This is a genomic window from Saccharopolyspora sp. NPDC000359, from assembly GCF_040300525.1.
Lineage (GTDB): Bacteria > Actinomycetota > Actinomycetes > Mycobacteriales > Pseudonocardiaceae > Saccharopolyspora.
In genome coordinates this window covers 1-14,203 of sequence record NZ_JBEPDU010000069.1, presented here as the reverse complement: position 1 = coordinate 14,203, position 14,203 = coordinate 1, and the positions used below count along the sequence as shown (strand labels likewise).

The window sequence follows — 14,203 nt, the reverse complement described above, 5'->3', positions numbered from 1 at the left end:
GGCGTGGTCGGGTCTGGTGTTGATCGATCCCGTTGCGGTCATCGATGGTGACCGACCGGGTTCAACCAGTATCGCTGACGCGTCGCGATCCGTGTTGTGGACCAGTTGTTCGCAGTCAGTCCACGAGAGGCGTGCCCAGAGCTTCGAGGAACGACCGCGCCCAGCGGTCGACATCGTGCGTGAGCACTTGCCTACGCAGTGCGCGCATCCTACGGCGTCCTTCGGCCTCGTCGATGTCGAGGGCGGTTAGCAGCGCGTCCTTCACACCGTCGAGGTTGTGCGGGTTCACCAGGAACGAGCTCGTCAGCTCGGCAGCGGCCCCGGCGAACTCGCTGAGCACCAGCGCCCCGCCCAGGTCGTGGCGGCAGGCCACGTACTCCTTGCAGACCAGGTTCATGCCGTCGCGGACCGGCGTCACCACCATGACGTCGGCGGCGCAGTAGAAGGCGACCAGGTCCTTGCGGTCCACCGAGGTGTGCAGGTAGTGCACCGCGGGGTGGCCGACGCGGCCGAACTCGCCGTTGATTCGGCCGACCTCGCGCTCGATGTCCTCGCGCATCTGCTTGTAGTGCTCGACGCGTTCCCGGCTGGGCGTGGCGATCTGGATCATCGTCACGTCCTCGGCCTTGATCTGACCCTCGGCCAGCAGCTCGTGCATCGCGTGCAGCCGCACGTCGATGCCCTTGGTGTAGTCGAGCCGGTCCACGCCGAGCATGATCTTGCGCGGGTTGCCCAGCTCCGCGCGCAGCGCCTTGACCCGCTGCTGGATCTCCTTGCTGCGCGCCAGCCGGTCCAGCTCGGCGGAGGCGATGGAGATGGGGAACGCGCCGACCCGCACGGTCCGGTCGCCGACCTGCACCACGCCGGGCCGGGAGCGCACCCCGACCTGGCCGCGGCTGGGTTCGAACCCGGCCAGCCGGCGGGCCAGCCACAGGAAGTTCTGCGCCCCGCCGGGGCGGTGGAAGCCGACCAGGTCGGCGCCGAGCAGGCCGCGCACGATCTCGGTCCGCCACGGCAGCTGCATGAACAGCTCGACCGGCGGGAACGGGATGTGCAGGAAGAAGCCGATGCGCAGGTCGGGGCGCAGCTCCCGCAGCATCGCGGGCACCAGCTGCAGCTGGTAGTCCTGCACCCACACCGTCGCGCCGGGGGCGCTGACCTCGGCGGCGGCTTCGGCGAACCGCTGGTTGACCCGCTGGTAGGCGTGCCACCAGGAGCGGTCGAACACCGGCGGCACCACCACGTCGTGGTAGAGCGGCCACAGCGTGGCGTTGGAGAAGCCCTCGTAGTACTCGGCGAACTCGGCGGACGACAGCGGTACCGGGTACAGCTGCAGGCCGTCGTCGTCGAACGGGTCGACCTCGATGTCGGCCACCCCGGGCCAGCCGACCCAGGCCCCGCGCCGGGCCCGCAGGAACGGTTCGAGCGCGGTGACCAACCCGCCGGGGCTGTGCTTCCAGCGCTGGGTGCCGTCGTCGAGCCGCTCCAGATCAACCGGCAACCGGTTGGCGACCACGACGAAATCCGCTTGGACGGGCGTGCTGCCCTTGCTCACCGGTGTTCCTCCCGCCGTGTCAACGACCTGTCGCGAGGCTAGCCAATCCAGCCAGGCTCGGCGTGGTGCGTGCGGGCCAACCGCGGGTCCCGCGCCGCACCCCTTCCGGGCCAGCGGAGATCAGTCCAACCGCCGCTTGGTGGGCCACAGCGGACCGGAGAGCCGTGGCCCGGAGATGCGGCGTTCCAACCTACCGAGCCTGGTGCGCACCGGCTGGGCGAGGTACTCGCCCAGCACGACGCCAGCGCCGAGCGCGAGGCCGATGGCCGCGGCCAGCATCAGCGTGGTCGCCCCGCTCGGGCTGCCGAGCACGGACAGCTCGTACAGCCCGCGGTAGGTCGCCAGGCCGGGCAGCAGCGGCGCGACGCCGGACACCGCGATGACCAGCGACGGGATCCGCAGGCGGCGCGCGATGATCCCCCCGGCGAAGCCGACGAGGGTGGTCGCCACCGCCCCGGCCAGCACGGTGTGCACGTCGACCAACAGCAGCAGCGCGTGCGTCCCGGCGGCGACGGCGCCGCCGATGCCGCCCACCAGCAGCGGGCGCGGCGGCGCGTAGCTGGCCAGCGCGAAGCACGCCGCGGTGGACGCGCCCGCGAGGACCTGCAGGGACAGCGACAGCGCCGGGGTGAGCACCTGCGCGCGGCCGATGTCGGTGGCGTCGAGCCCGGCCATGGTGTCGCCACCGATGCGCACGCCCGCGTACAGCGACAGCACGACACCGGCGATCAGCCCAGCTGACATCAGCGCGAGTTCGGCCATCCGACCGGCGGCGGTGACGTTGTAGCCGGTGATGGCGTCCTGCATCGAACCGACCACGGTCATTCCGGACAGCAGCACGATGATGCTCGCGGCCACCGCGAGCTGCGGGTTGTCGAGCCAGCCGAGGGCGTAGAAGGTCAGCGCGATGCTGGTGGCGACGGCACCGCCGACGGCCTGCTGGAAGAAGAACGGCAGGGCCCGCTTGTTCAGCAACCGGCCGATGCGGTCCACCAGCGCGGTCGCGGCGGCGGCGGTCACTGGCAGCATGACGCCGCCGCCACCGCCGCCGAGCAGCACGGACAGCGAGGCGGCCATGCCCGCCCAGGCCACGGTGGCCACCCACCGCGGGAACGGGTGCGGCGCGGTGGTGATCCGGTCGAGCTCGGCGTAGGCCTCACCGGCGGTGAGCTCGTTGGCGGTGATCCGGCGCAGCAGTTCCTCGACGTCGGCGAGCCGGGTGTAGTCGATGGAGCGGTTGCGGACCACCCGCAGCGAGGTGATCGGCGGGAGCTCGGTGCCCCGGTAGCAGGAGACGGTGATCGACGTGTAGATGACGTCGACCTCGCAGTGCGGCAGACCGTAGGCGTTGACCACGGCGATGATGGTCGCGGTGACGTCGGAAGCACCGGCGCCGCTGGCCATCTGCACCTCGCCGATGCGCAGCCCGAGGTCGAGCACGAGGTGGACGGTGGACTCGTCGGGCAGGGCGGGCCCGAAGACGACGTTGCGAGTCCCCGGCGGGATGGTGGCCTCCGGGTCGCGCCGCCGCAGCACACCCCGGGCGCGCTGCGTGATTCCCAATGCTGCTCTTCCCTCCTGCCGCCCGACCTTGCGGGCGGTCCGCCGTGGCTGATCTTCCCCTCGGGCATCGCCTGTCATGAGCCGACCGTTGCACCTGAAATCCGTGGCGTCCATCACTGCGTGGCCAAGCCCGCCACCAGCGGCCGAACCGGGGGTCCGCCAGATGAGGCCCAGCCGCTTCCCCACCTGAGCGCGAAGGCGCTTACGATGTCCCCGCACGAACCGACGTGCGCGCCGCTGTAGCTCAGTTGGTAGAGCGCCCGCCTTGTAAGCGGACGGTCAGGGGTTCGAGTCCCCTCAGCGGCTCCAAAGGTACCTGACCTGGTGTTTTGATGTGACCACCGCGCGCTGTCAGGTGCAGCACACAACGCCCCGCCCGAGGTGTCGAGCGGGGCGCCGTTCGGTCAGCTGGAGATCGTCCGGCCGCGCAGGCGGACGGCTGCGGCGAGGACCGGGCTGGCCACCGCCGTGGCCGCCGCGCCGAGGGTGGTGTCGGTGGCCAGGATCCAGCGGACCGTCCGCATCGCCATGGTCAGGACCTCGGCGCCGCGCTGGCGCATCCCGGCTTCGTAGCGGCTGATCGCGTCGACGAGCGTGGTGCCGTCGGTGGCCGTGCCGAGCTGGTCGAGCAGGTCGGCGGCGTCGCGGATGGCCGCGCCAGCGCCCATGCCCGCGGTGGGCGGGGTGGCGTGGACGGCGTCGCCGAGCGCCGTGATGCGGCCCGCCCGCCACGGAGCGAGGTCCGCGGCGCGGGTCGACGAGGCGTTGAAGCGGAACGCCGCCACGCTGGCCGGGTCGGCCCGGGCGATCACCTCCAGCGTGTGGTCGGCCCAGCCCTCATCGCGGAAGCGGGCCAGCAGCGCGGTCCGCAACTGGGTGCCCGCCAGCTCGCGCAGGGCACCGGTGCGGGCGGACTCCGGGAACATCGCGCCCCAGATGTAGGTGGGGCCGGTGGTGACCGACATCCGCAGCTCGGGGGCGTCAAGGGCGGCGTTGCCCACCGGGTCGAGGAAACCGGTGTAGAGCGCGGCGCCGCGCGGGCCGACCGCCAGGCCTGAGCGCAGCCCGAGCCGCTGCTGCTCGGATGGGCCGAGGTCGGGGCGCCGGGTGCGCCCGGAGAAGCCGATGATGCCCGCCGGGCGGTTGGTCGGGCCGCCCGCCAGGTGCCGGGCGACGACCGAGTGGGTGCCGTCGGCGCCGACCACCAGGTCCGCGGTGGCCGAGGTGCCGTCGGCGAACTCCACCCGCGGCACCTCGCGCTGGTCAACGCCGGTCGCCTCGCGCCCGAGGTGCAGGTCCTCGCCGACGGCTCCGGCCAGCAGCGTGCGCAGGGTGATGCGGTCGACGTCGATGCTCGCGCAGCCGCTCAGGTCCGGGCCGTGCCCGAGCAGGCGGCCGCGGCGGTCCCAGAACGCGTCCCGCTCCCGCAGCCGCAGCGCCGATCCCGACGCCAGCAACCGCCGCACGACCTCCGGCGCCACCAACCGCTGCAACGCCGACTGCGCCCGCTGGTCGAGCGTGATGTGGTAACCGCCGGTCGCGGCGACATCAGTGTCGCGGTCGAACACCGCCACCTCGTACCCGCTGCGGCGCAACCCGGCGCCCAGCGCGAGCCCACCGATCCCGCCCCCGACCACGGCGACGCGCATGCTCATCCATCCTCCACTGCCGAGTGACCACTTGGTCTGCGACGGTGGCACCGGTAGTGGACACCGGATGTCCAGGACCGGTGCCAGGATGGGGCGGTGGCGAACACTTCGCAGCGGGCGTTGCGGCTGCTGTCCCTGCTGGGAACGCGCAGGCAGTGGTCGCTCCGCGAGCTGGCCGCCCGGCTGGAGGTCAGCGAGCGCACGGTCCGCCGCGACCTGGACACCTTGCGCGGGCTCGGCTACCCGATCACGACCGCGCGCGGACCGGACGGCGGCTACCGGCTCGGCACCGGGCGCTCCCTGCCACTGCTGTTCGACCACGACCAGGCGCTCGCGACCGCCGTCGCACTGCAAACGGCACCCAGCATCGTCTTCGGCCTGCAGGACGATGCCGCCCGAGCGCTGGCCACCCTGCAGCAGTCGATGCCCGAAACCCTGCGCGCGGCAATGGAATCCATGCAGTTGACCCAGTTGCGGAACTACTGGGAGTTCCCCGCGCCACCGATCGACCCGGCCGCGCTCAGCACCGTCGGCGCCGCGGTGCGGCACCGACGCGTCCTCGTCGCCGAGCTCCTGCGCCGCGACGGGACGCGCCCGGCGCCTGAGGAGCCCGATTTCGCCGTCGTCCACCTGGAACCGCACCACCTCGTGGTGTGGGCGGCCCGCTGGTACCTGGTGGCCTACGACCGCGATGCGCGCCAGTGGCGGGTGCACCGCGTGGACCGGCTGCACCCCCGCCACACGACGTCGAGCTTCGACCACCGCGCCCTGCCCGGCGACGACCTGGCCCACTTCGTGATGGGCAGCCACGACCGCGGTGACGTCCTCGCCTCCTGGCCGTGCACCGGGAGCGCGCGGCTCCGCCTCCCCGCCCACGTCGTGGCCCGCTGGGCACCCGGCGGTGCGGTCGTCGAGCACCTCGACGCCGACCACTGCCGACTCACCCTCGGCGCCTGGTCCTGGGCGGGCATCGCCGGAATCCTCGCCACCTTCGACACCCACCTCACCGACCTGCACCCACCCGAACTCGCCGCGGCATGCCGACGGCTCGCCCACCGCTACGCGGCCATCCCCGACCCCCAACCGGAACCACGAAAACCCCCACACGACACCGGAATCGCCCAGACCCCAACAACGAAACCCGACGGAACGGCGAAACCCCAGTCATATTTCGGGGATTGACCCGTGACTGATCACTGACGCCCCACCAGTACACCCCGGGCCAGGGCAACCGGCCTCCTCCCGGACGCCGAACCCCGTTTGGGCACAGGGACCAACGCTCGACCGGAGGACGGTGCGCAACTCCCACCGGAATCAGCGGTGTGACCTTGGTGGCCGCGGGGGACCCCGGTCGTCCGGGCACAGTGGACGACCGGGGTCCGCCGATCACCGGCCCTGGAGGGACTTGACGTTGTCGCCGAAGGACCAGCCCTTGGAGCCGTCCCAGTTCAACGACCAGGTCATCAGGCCCTTCAGCCCGCCGTTGTAGTTGTTCCAGGCCTGGGACACCAGGTTCGGCGGCATGTGACCACCCCCGGCACCCGGCTGGGCCGGGAGCCCCGGGACCTGCTTGTCGTAGGGCACCTTGATCTCGGTGCCCTGCACGACCAGGCCGTTGTTCAGGCAGTCCGTCTGGACTGTGAAGCCCTCCACGGTGCCCGCCTGGTACGAGTCACCGGAGCAGCCGTACATGCTGCCGTTGTAGTACTGCATGTTCAGCCACCAGAGGCGGCCGTTGTCCGCGTACTTCTTCACGATCGGCAGGTAGGCGCCCCAGATCGAGCCGTACTGGACGCTGCCGCCGGTCACGTAGGCCGTTTCCGGCGCCATGGTCAACCCGAAGTCCGCCGGCATCTGGGCCAGCACGCCGTCGATGATGCGGATCAGGTTGGCCTGCGACGGCGACAGCTCGTTGATGTTGCCGGTGCTGGTCAGCCCGGTCTCGATGTCGATGTCGATGCCGTCGAAGTTGTACTCCTTGAGGATCGGCACGATGGTCTCGACGAACCGGTCGGCCACGGCGCTGGAGGACAGGTCGATGCCCGCCGTCGCGCCGCCGATGGACATCAGGATGGTCGCCCCGGCGGCCTTCGCCTCGCACATCTCCTCCGGCGTGGCCACCTTGACGGTGCTGTCCATGCCGTCCTCCCACAGCACGGTGCCGTCGGAGAGGATGACCGGGAAGGCGGCGTTGAGCACGTTGTAGCCGTGCTGGCCGATCTCCGGGTTGGTGATCGGCGTCCAGCCGAACGGCGGGTGCACCCCGTTCACCGCGCCGTCCCAGTTTTCCCAGTAGCCCTGCAGGACCTTGCCCTCGGGCTTGCCCTTCAACGGGCAGCTGGCGGTCGCCTCGGGCGCCGGGCCCGAGGTGTCCGCGGCGGCGGGGAACACCGGCAGCACGGCGGCGAAGGCCGCCGCCAGACCGGCTCCGAGCAGGCGTTTCATCCGAGCAACCACGAGCTGCTCCCCTCTCGACCGGACCAGTCGCAGAATTGGTCCTGGATCGAATTGAATTCAGAGAAACCAATCGGAAACCTTTATGCCAAGCGGGGCGGGGCAAGACAAGACTTCCAGCGAAGTGGTATTTACCAATTTTGGTACCGTTTTCGCAGGTAGACCGCAGGCAACGTTTCGAAGGACCACACCAGGCGAAACTCCTGCGGCAGCTGAGCAGCGGAAACAGGACCGGCACACCAGCAGCGGCGACCGGCCGGGCCGGGCCAGCGCGCGCATGATGGGTCGGTGCGCGACCGGACCACGGTGACCGACCGGCTCTTCCTGGTCGCCGTCCTGGTCAAGGGGCTGGACGGCGCGGTGCAGCTGGTCGGCGGCATCGCGCTGGCCTTCCTGCCGCCGGACGCCATCACCCGGCTCGCGCACGCGGTCGTCACCCGCGACCTGGTCGGCCCGCCCACCGGGGCGCTGGCCGGGCACTTCGAGGAGGCGGCGCGGCACTTCGCCGCTGGCAACCGCGCGTTCGTGGTCGCCTACCTGCTGCTGCACGGCGCGATCAAGCTCGTGCTGGTGACCGCCCTGCTGCGCGAGGTCCTGCCGGTGTACCCGGTGGCGGCCGCCGCGCTGGGCCTGTTCGTGCTCTTCGAGGTCCTCCGGGCGGCGCGAACCGGCTCGCTCGTGCTGCCGCTGCTCGCCGCGCTCGACGTCGCGATCATCGTCCTGGTCGTGAAGGAGTACCGGGAACTGCGCCGGGGCTGAACTCCGGCCCGAGGACGACCACCAGGAGCAGGGCACCGGCCGCGAGCAGTGCGGCACCGGCGATGCTCAGCGCGCCGGTCGGCACGCCGGTCTGGGCCAGGTGGTCGACGTCCTGCCCGGCGCCGGGCGGCTGGCCGTCGACCCCACCACCGCCGCCAGGCGGCTCACCACCGTCCGAGCCACCGCCACCGCAGCCCGGCTCCTCGTCGCACGGGGGTTCGGGGCAGCTCGGCGGCGGCTCCGGACAGGGCTGCTGGTCGCAGGTCGGTGGCGGCGGGCAGGGGCCGGAGGTCGGCACCTCCGACGACGTCGGCTCGCTGCTGGTCGGCTCCGAGGTGCTCGTCGACGTCGGCGGCTCCGAGGACGACGTGGGCGGCTGAGGGGTCTCGGACGAGGAGGCCGGCGGGTCAGGCGTCTCCTAGGGCGTAGGCGGCTCAGGGGACTCGGACGAGGACGTCGGCGGCTCCGGGGTCTCCGTGGTCGTCGGTGGCGTCTCCGCCTCGCACTCCACGCGGACGTCGCCAGCCGTGACGTCCATCAGCTCGCCGTCGAAGACGGTCGCGCCCGAGGCGTCGCGCATGACCGCGTGCACCTGGACCTCGATCGCGGCATGCGCGCCGTGCTCCCACGTCTCGGCGATCCGGGCCACGTCGATCGTCAGCGCCACGTCGCCGATGCCGGACAGCCCCAGCTACGCACCGGTGGTCTCCGCGGTGGAGGTCCCAGCTGGCAGCGGGCGGGTCACGTCGTCGAACAGGTAGACGGAGTTGGAGTCGGTCGCCGCGTAGGCCTCCTCGGTGCGGGTCAGCGGCGGTTGGGTGCAGCGGGCCCAGGTGTGCAGCGATCCGAAGCTGAGCAGGTTGGGCGCGCCCTGGGTGGCGGGGATGCCGAACCCGCTCCACGACGCGCTGGCTTCGCGGGAGCCAGCGCTGTCCGCGGTCCGCGCGGTGGAGGTGCCCGGTGGGGTGGGCCCGCCGTACCAGCCGTTGACGTGGCTGAGCACGCCGCCGGGGTCGCTCTGGGGCCAGGAGTCGAGGTGATCACCGGCTTCGGCGGACGCCGGGCCGAGCTCGCCGCTGAAGCCCTCGGCGCCGGCCGCCGGGACGGCGGTGACGTCGAGCTGCAGCAGCGAGCTCTCGGCCGAGGCCTGCTGCGCGGTCGCAACCGGCCCCGTGGCGGCCACGGCCACCGCAGCGGACGCGGCGGCAGCGGCGAGGATCGAACGGGTGGCTTTGATCACACGGCGCAGCGTAGGAGTCCTCTTAGGACTGCGCAGAGGGTGGCGATCTGGCGTGTCCGGGGGATCGCCCACACCCCGATTGGCCGTCGCCCGGGAATACCGGGAATTCGCGGGGTTTTCGCGGGTCAACACCTTGATCAATTCTTCCGGCCCGCCGATTGTCGTGGCGAGTTGTGTCCAACAAATGGACAAAATCACTCGTTCGAGTGAAGAGTGCCCTTCGGTTCGAATCAGCTGCGTTCCTCGTGAACCGAAGGAGATCAGCGTGTCGCTCGCTCGAAACCTCGCAGGCGTCGCCGGGGCCGTGCTGGCCGCCGCGGCGTTCACCGCCCCGGCCCAGGCCGCCGAGCCGCAGGCCTCGGACGTCCAGCCCTACATCATCGACGGCCGGGAGGTGGACAGCGCGCCGTGGGCCGCCCGGCTGTTCACCAACGGCCAGGAGACCTGCACCGCGACCATCATCGCTCCGGAGTGGATCCTCACCGCCCAGCACTGCGTCGAGGGCGCGGGCGACGGTGCGCTGAGCTTCCACATCGGCGACGTGGACCAGACCAAGGGTGAGGAGGCCACCGCCAAGCCGGGCGGCGTGGTCATCCACGACACCGCAGACCTGGCCCTGGTCAACATCGACCACGCGGTCGAGACCGAGTACTCGCCGCTGGGCTCGGTGGGCGACGTCGAGGTCGGCCAGACCGTGCAGACCTACGGCTGGGGCGCGACCTGCACCGACCGGCCCGAGATCGAGTGCCAGGCGCAGATCCTCAAGGTCGCGGACGTGAACGTGACCGACATCGCCTGCAGCGACTACCGCGGCGGCACCGCGGTGTGCGCGAGCCGCGGCGACGGCATCCCGGCCGGCGGTGACTCCGGCGGCCCGATGTTCGCCGGGAACGTGCAGGTCGGGGTGGCTTCCACCAGCGACCGGCAGAGCACCACGGCCTACACCAACATCACCGAGTACCGCGACTGGATCCAGTCCGTGGCGGGCGTGTAGATCCGGTAGCGCGGTCGACGGTCCGCTCGGGTGCCAGGCGCGCCCGGGCGGACCGTTCGCGTTTGGATTCCAGGCGGCCGGGCGCAGTTTTCCCGGATACCGGAAATCATCTTCACAGAGCGTGCCGAACGGTCGAAATGATCAACGTCATCGCAGGTCAGAGCACGTTCGAATGCATTGATCGACAATACCTGCCACGCGCGGTTAGCACCGCGTCGGACAGCAAATCAACGTTTCTGTAGTGCTCATCACGTGCGAAATCGCGTCTCGCCTGGTAGACGAGTGGTTATCGCGTCGCGAACCTGACGCGTTACGGATGTTCTGTTAAGTTGGCGAAGCATGACCGGCGACAAACCGAGCCATAACATCGACGAGCGAAATGGCGGAAGCGGTTCAGCCGGGCGGTTGGAGATCGACACTCCGGTCGTCGCGGACGGCCCCCAGCTCTACCGGATCACCTGTGATTCGGGAGTGCTCGACGTGAACTCGTCCTACGCATATCTGTTGTGGTGCCGGGACTTCGCGCAGACCTCAGCGGTGGCGCGCATCGACGGTGCGGTCGTGGGCTTCGTGACCGGGTACATCCGGCCCGATGCCCCGGACACCCTCGTGGTGTGGCAGATCGCCGTCGATGCCTCCCAGCGCGGTGGTGGCGTGGCCAGTCGACTCCTCGGGCACCTGGTGGACCGCGTGCAGGCGCGGGGCATCCGGTACCTGGAGACGACGATCACCCCGGACAACGCAGCGTCGATCAAGCTGTTCACCGCGTTGGCGCGCAACCGCTCGGCGGAACTGCAGCGCAGCGAGCTGTTCACCGCCGACCTGTTCCCAGACGCGCACCTGGGGGAGGACCTGTACCGCATCGGGCCGTTCGCAGCGGCCCCCGCCGTCACGGCCGCGACCGACCGCTGACGCACGCACTCTTGCCTGCTGCCGAGGCGCGCCCGCAGTGCGCAGCCCGGCACGAACGGAGGATCGTGAACGACATCTTCGCAACCCTGGAATCCGAAGTCCGCAGCTACTGCCGAACGTGGCCGACCGTGTTCGACCGCGCGTCCGGCAGCTACCTCTACGACCAGGACGGCACCGGCTACCTGGACTTCTTCGCCGGCGCGGGTGCCCTGAACTACGGGCACAACAACCCGGCGCTGAAACGCAAGCTGCTCGACTACATCGAGCGCGACGGCGTCACCCACGCCCTGGACCAGTCCACCGTCGCCAAGGGCGAGTTCCTGCAGACCTTCCAGCAGAACGTCCTCGAACCGCGCGGGCTGGACTACAAGGTCCAGTTCCCTGGCCCGACCGGCACCAACTCGGTCGAGTCGGCGCTGAAGCTGGTCCGCAAGATCACCGGCCGCGAGTCGATCATCAGCTTCACCAACGCCTTCCACGGCATGACGCTGGGCTCGCTGTCGGTCACCGGCAACTCGATGAAGCGCGGCGGCGCGGGCATCCCGCTGGTGCACGCCACGCCGATGCCCTACGACGACTACTTCGACGGCCAGGTCCCGGACTTCCTGTACTTCGAGCGGATGCTCGAGGACAGCGGCAGCGGCCTCAACGAGCCCGCCGCGGTCATCGTCGAGACGCTGCAGGGCGAGGGCGGCATCAACTCGTCCCGGCCGGAGTGGCTGCGCGGGCTCTACGAGCTGTGCCAGAAGCACGGCATGCTGATGATCGTCGACGACGTGCAGATGGGCTGCGGCCGCACCGGCCCGTTCTTCAGCTTCGAGGAGGCCGGCATCCAGCCGGACATCGTCTGCCTGTCGAAGTCGATCGGCGGCTACGGCCTGCCGATGGCCATCACGCTGATCAAGCCGGAGCACGACGTGTGGGAGCCGGGTGAGCACAACGGCACCTTCCGCGGCAACAGCCCGGCCTTCGTCACCGCCACCGAGGCGCTGAAGCAGTACTGGGCCGACGACTCGCTGCAGAAGTCGACCATCGCCAAGGGCGAGCGGGTCGGCGCGGTCCTGGAGGAGATCGTCACCGAGCACGGTGGGGCCATCGCCAAGGGCCGCGGCCTGGCCCGCGGCATCGGGTTCGAGGACCTCAACGTGGCGGGCAAGGTCTCCAAGGCCGCCTTCGACCGCAAGCTGCTGGTGGAGACCTCCGGTCCGTCCAGCGAGGTCCTGAAGATCATGCCGCCGCTGACCATCTCGGACGACGAGCTGGAGCAGGGGCTGCAGATCATCCGGGAGTCGGTCCGCGAGGTCGTGGCCTGATCCTGCCGCGGCGCTCGGAGGCGCCCGCACCACCCGTTCCGGGACTGTCCCGGCGTGGGCGCCTCTGAGACCCTGCGGCCGTGCCGGTCCCCCGTGACCGGCACTTGAGAACTGAGCAACACTTTTGGAGGAAACGTGATCGTCCGGCACCTGTCGGAAATCGAGGACACCGACGCCGACATCAAGCAGGAGAACTGGCGCAGCAAGCGGATCATCCTGGCCAAGGACAAGCTCGGCTTCTCGGTGCACGAGACCACGCTCTACGCCGGCACGGTGAACGACTTCTGGTACGCCAACCACATCGAAGCCGTGTTCGTCACCTCCGGTGAGGGCGAGGTCGAGAACAAGGCCACCGGTGAGGTGCACCAGCTCAAGCCGGGTTCGATCTACGTGCTGAACAACGCCGACAAGCACCAGGTCCGGCCGCGCACCGAGATGAAGACCGTCTGCGTGTTCAACCCGCCGGTGACCGGCCGCGAGGTGCACGACGAGAACGGCGTGTACCCGCTCATCATCGAGGAGGACGAGGCGGCCCCGGCCAACTGAGGCCCCGATGATTGTTCTGCGCCGTGGCGGGTAACCGAGGTTGGTTACCCGCCACGCGCAGCATTTGATCTCCCCCGCCTGGCGACGCGGGGGGTGGGGGCGCACCGCACGTGCGCCACTCCCAAACGAGGAACCGAGAAATGGCGGCGGTGCCGCAGGCACCGACCGCTCCGGCGGGAATTCGCGAAGGAGGCGCAACCCATGACCGTCGCTGATCTCAGCACCCAGGACCGCTACCCGACGCGGGTGGGCGCTTCGTCGGCCCTGATCGACCGGACCGACCCCACCGTGTGGCCCGGGGTGGACGCGGGCCCGGCCAGCGCGGAGGAGCTCCGCGCGCACGACGCCAAGGGCTTCCACGTCGTGGAGGGGCTGCTGTCCCCGGCCGAGGTGCAGACGTACTGGCAGGAGCTGGAACGGCTCACCAGTGACCCGCAGGTGCGCGCGGACGAGCGCACCATCGTGGAGCGCTCGTCCGACGAGGTGCGCTCGATCTTCGAAGTGCACAAGATCAGCGAGCTGATCGCCGAGCTGGCCCGCGACCCGCGGGTGCTCGACCGGGCCCGGCAGATCCTCGGCTCGGACGTGTACGTGCACCAGAGCCGGATCAACTACATGCCGGGCTACCGGGGTACCGGCTTCTACTGGCACTCCGACTTCGAGACCTGGCACGCCGAGGACGGCATGCCCGCGATGCGGGCGGTCAGCATCTCGATCGCCCTGACGGACAACTACCCGTTCAACGGCGGTCTGATGATCATGCCGGGCTCGCACAAGACGTTCGTGTCCTGCGTGGGCGAGACGCCGGAGGACAACTACAAGTCCTCGCTCAAGGAGCAGCGGGTCGGGGTGCCGTCCGAGGACGACATCACGCGGCTGGCCTACGAGCACGGTGTCGAGCAGTTCACCGGCCCGGCGGGCTCGGCCCTGTGGTTCGACTCGAACTGCATGCACGGCTCGGGCAACAACATCACCCCGTTCCCCCGCTCGAACATCTTCATCGTGTTCAACAGCGTGGAGAACGCCCTGACCGAACCGTTCGCGGCGGGCAGCCCCCGACCGGGCTTCGTCGCCTCCCGCGACTTCACCCCGGTCACCCGCTGATCAGCGGTCGTGGGGGGGGGTGGGGGGTGCCGCCCCCGGTCGGAAACACCACGCCCCCCCCCGCCCCCGAGGGCGGGGCGGGGGGGGGGGGGGCGGCCGGGGGGGGGGGGGGTT

The 14,203-nt window shown here is 70.4% G+C and carries 14 protein-coding genes and 1 tRNA gene; 9 read left to right on the top strand and 6 right to left on the bottom strand.

The genetic code is table 11. From position 1 onward, the window contains the following. Positions 1–115: 115 nt before the first annotated feature. The gene (locus tag ABT324_RS30495) at positions 116–1,555 is read right to left on the bottom strand and encodes an alpha,alpha-trehalose-phosphate synthase (UDP-forming) (RefSeq protein WP_351184489.1); all 1,440 of its coding nucleotides are present in this window, start codon (positions 1,553–1,555) and stop codon (positions 116–118) included. A 120-nt stretch (positions 1,556–1,675) separates the two neighbouring features. Beyond that, complete coding sequence (locus ABT324_RS30490) at positions 1,676–3,118, bottom strand: threonine/serine exporter family protein (RefSeq protein WP_351184487.1); 1,443 nt, start codon at positions 3,116–3,118, stop codon at positions 1,676–1,678. 233 nt (positions 3,119–3,351) lie between these two features. On the opposite strand from ABT324_RS30490, the gene ABT324_RS30485 reads away from it, so the two are divergent. Then, positions 3,352–3,427 (top strand) — tRNA-Thr (locus ABT324_RS30485). 95 nt (positions 3,428–3,522) lie between these two features. Here the strand turns inward: ABT324_RS30485 and ABT324_RS30480 are convergent. Continuing rightward, positions 3,523–4,773 carry an FAD-dependent oxidoreductase gene (locus ABT324_RS30480; RefSeq protein ID WP_351184485.1) on the bottom strand — a complete coding sequence of 417 codons (1,251 nt, stop codon included), beginning with the start codon at positions 4,771–4,773 and terminating at the stop codon, positions 3,523–3,525. Between the two features lie 90 nt (positions 4,774–4,863). Here ABT324_RS30480 and ABT324_RS30475 point away from each other — a divergent pair, with 90 nt between their 5' ends. After that, positions 4,864–5,949 (top strand): helix-turn-helix transcriptional regulator, encoded by a 1,086-nt coding sequence (locus tag ABT324_RS30475; RefSeq protein ID WP_351184483.1) that lies wholly within the window; start codon positions 4,864–4,866, stop codon positions 5,947–5,949. A 204-nt stretch (positions 5,950–6,153) separates the two neighbouring features. Here the strand turns inward: ABT324_RS30475 and ABT324_RS30470 are convergent, their stop codons facing one another. Beyond that, positions 6,154–7,212 (bottom strand): chitinase, encoded by a 1,059-nt coding sequence (locus ABT324_RS30470; protein WP_351184481.1) that lies wholly within the window; start codon positions 7,210–7,212, stop codon positions 6,154–6,156. Positions 7,213–7,509: 297 nt separating this feature from the next. On the opposite strand from ABT324_RS30470, the gene ABT324_RS30465 reads away from it, so the two are divergent. Together ABT324_RS30465 and ABT324_RS30460 are read left to right on the top strand one after the other, a co-directional pair. After that, on the top strand, positions 7,510–7,980 hold the full coding sequence (locus tag ABT324_RS30465; protein ID WP_351184479.1) for a DUF2127 domain-containing protein: 471 nt from the start codon (positions 7,510–7,512) through the stop codon (positions 7,978–7,980). Between the two features lie 62 nt (positions 7,981–8,042). Then, positions 8,043–8,360: a hypothetical protein gene (locus tag ABT324_RS30460; RefSeq protein ID WP_351184477.1), complete on the top strand. Its 318-nt coding sequence runs from the start codon at positions 8,043–8,045 to the stop codon at positions 8,358–8,360. 38 nt (positions 8,361–8,398) lie between these two features. Here ABT324_RS30460 and ABT324_RS30455 read toward each other — a convergent pair whose 3' ends face one another. Then, positions 8,399–8,647: a hypothetical protein gene (locus ABT324_RS30455; protein WP_351184475.1), complete on the bottom strand. Its 249-nt coding sequence runs from the start codon at positions 8,645–8,647 to the stop codon at positions 8,399–8,401. A gap of 24 nt (positions 8,648–8,671) precedes the next feature. Next, the gene (locus tag ABT324_RS30450) at positions 8,672–9,220 is read right to left on the bottom strand and encodes a hypothetical protein (protein WP_351184473.1); all 549 of its coding nucleotides are present in this window, start codon (positions 9,218–9,220) and stop codon (positions 8,672–8,674) included. 265 nt (positions 9,221–9,485) lie between these two features. Here ABT324_RS30450 and ABT324_RS30445 point away from each other — a divergent pair, with 265 nt between their 5' ends. The 5 genes from ABT324_RS30445 to thpD all read left to right on the top strand — a co-directional run bounded on the left by ABT324_RS30445 (position 9,486) and on the right by thpD (position 14,089). Further along, positions 9,486–10,214, top strand: a complete 729-nt coding sequence (locus tag ABT324_RS30445; protein WP_351184471.1) for a S1 family peptidase — start codon at positions 9,486–9,488, stop codon at positions 10,212–10,214. Between the two features lie 339 nt (positions 10,215–10,553). After that, the gene (gene ectA / locus ABT324_RS30440; protein ID WP_351184469.1) at positions 10,554–11,126 is read left to right on the top strand and encodes a diaminobutyrate acetyltransferase; all 573 of its coding nucleotides are present in this window, start codon (positions 10,554–10,556) and stop codon (positions 11,124–11,126) included. A 65-nt stretch (positions 11,127–11,191) separates the two neighbouring features. After that, on the top strand, positions 11,192–12,439 hold the full coding sequence (ectB, locus tag ABT324_RS30435; protein ID WP_351184467.1) for a diaminobutyrate--2-oxoglutarate transaminase: 1,248 nt from the start codon (positions 11,192–11,194) through the stop codon (positions 12,437–12,439). A gap of 135 nt (positions 12,440–12,574) precedes the next feature. Next, the gene (locus ABT324_RS30430) at positions 12,575–12,985 is read left to right on the top strand and encodes an ectoine synthase (protein ID WP_351184465.1); all 411 of its coding nucleotides are present in this window, start codon (positions 12,575–12,577) and stop codon (positions 12,983–12,985) included. Between the two features lie 201 nt (positions 12,986–13,186). After that, positions 13,187–14,089: an ectoine hydroxylase gene (gene thpD, locus ABT324_RS30425; protein ID WP_351184463.1), complete on the top strand. Its 903-nt coding sequence runs from the start codon at positions 13,187–13,189 to the stop codon at positions 14,087–14,089. Positions 14,090–14,203: the final 114 nt, after the last annotated feature.

Bases quoted from the DNA above. Each gene is read 5' to 3' on its own strand.
- ABT324_RS30460 (WP_351184477.1), top strand. From the start codon at position 8,043: ATGCTCAGCGCGCCGGTCGGCACGCCGGTCTGGGCCAGGTGGTCGACG.
- ectA (WP_351184469.1), top strand. From the start codon at position 10,554: ATGACCGGCGACAAACCGAGCCATAACATCGACGAGCGAAATGGCGGA.
- ABT324_RS30480 (WP_351184485.1), bottom strand. From the start codon at position 4,773: ATGAGCATGCGCGTCGCCGTGGTCGGGGGCGGGATCGGTGGGCTCGCG.
- ABT324_RS30470 (WP_351184481.1), bottom strand. From the start codon at position 7,212: ATGAAACGCCTGCTCGGAGCCGGTCTGGCGGCGGCCTTCGCCGCCGTG.
- thpD (WP_351184463.1), top strand. From the start codon at position 13,187: ATGACCGTCGCTGATCTCAGCACCCAGGACCGCTACCCGACGCGGGTG.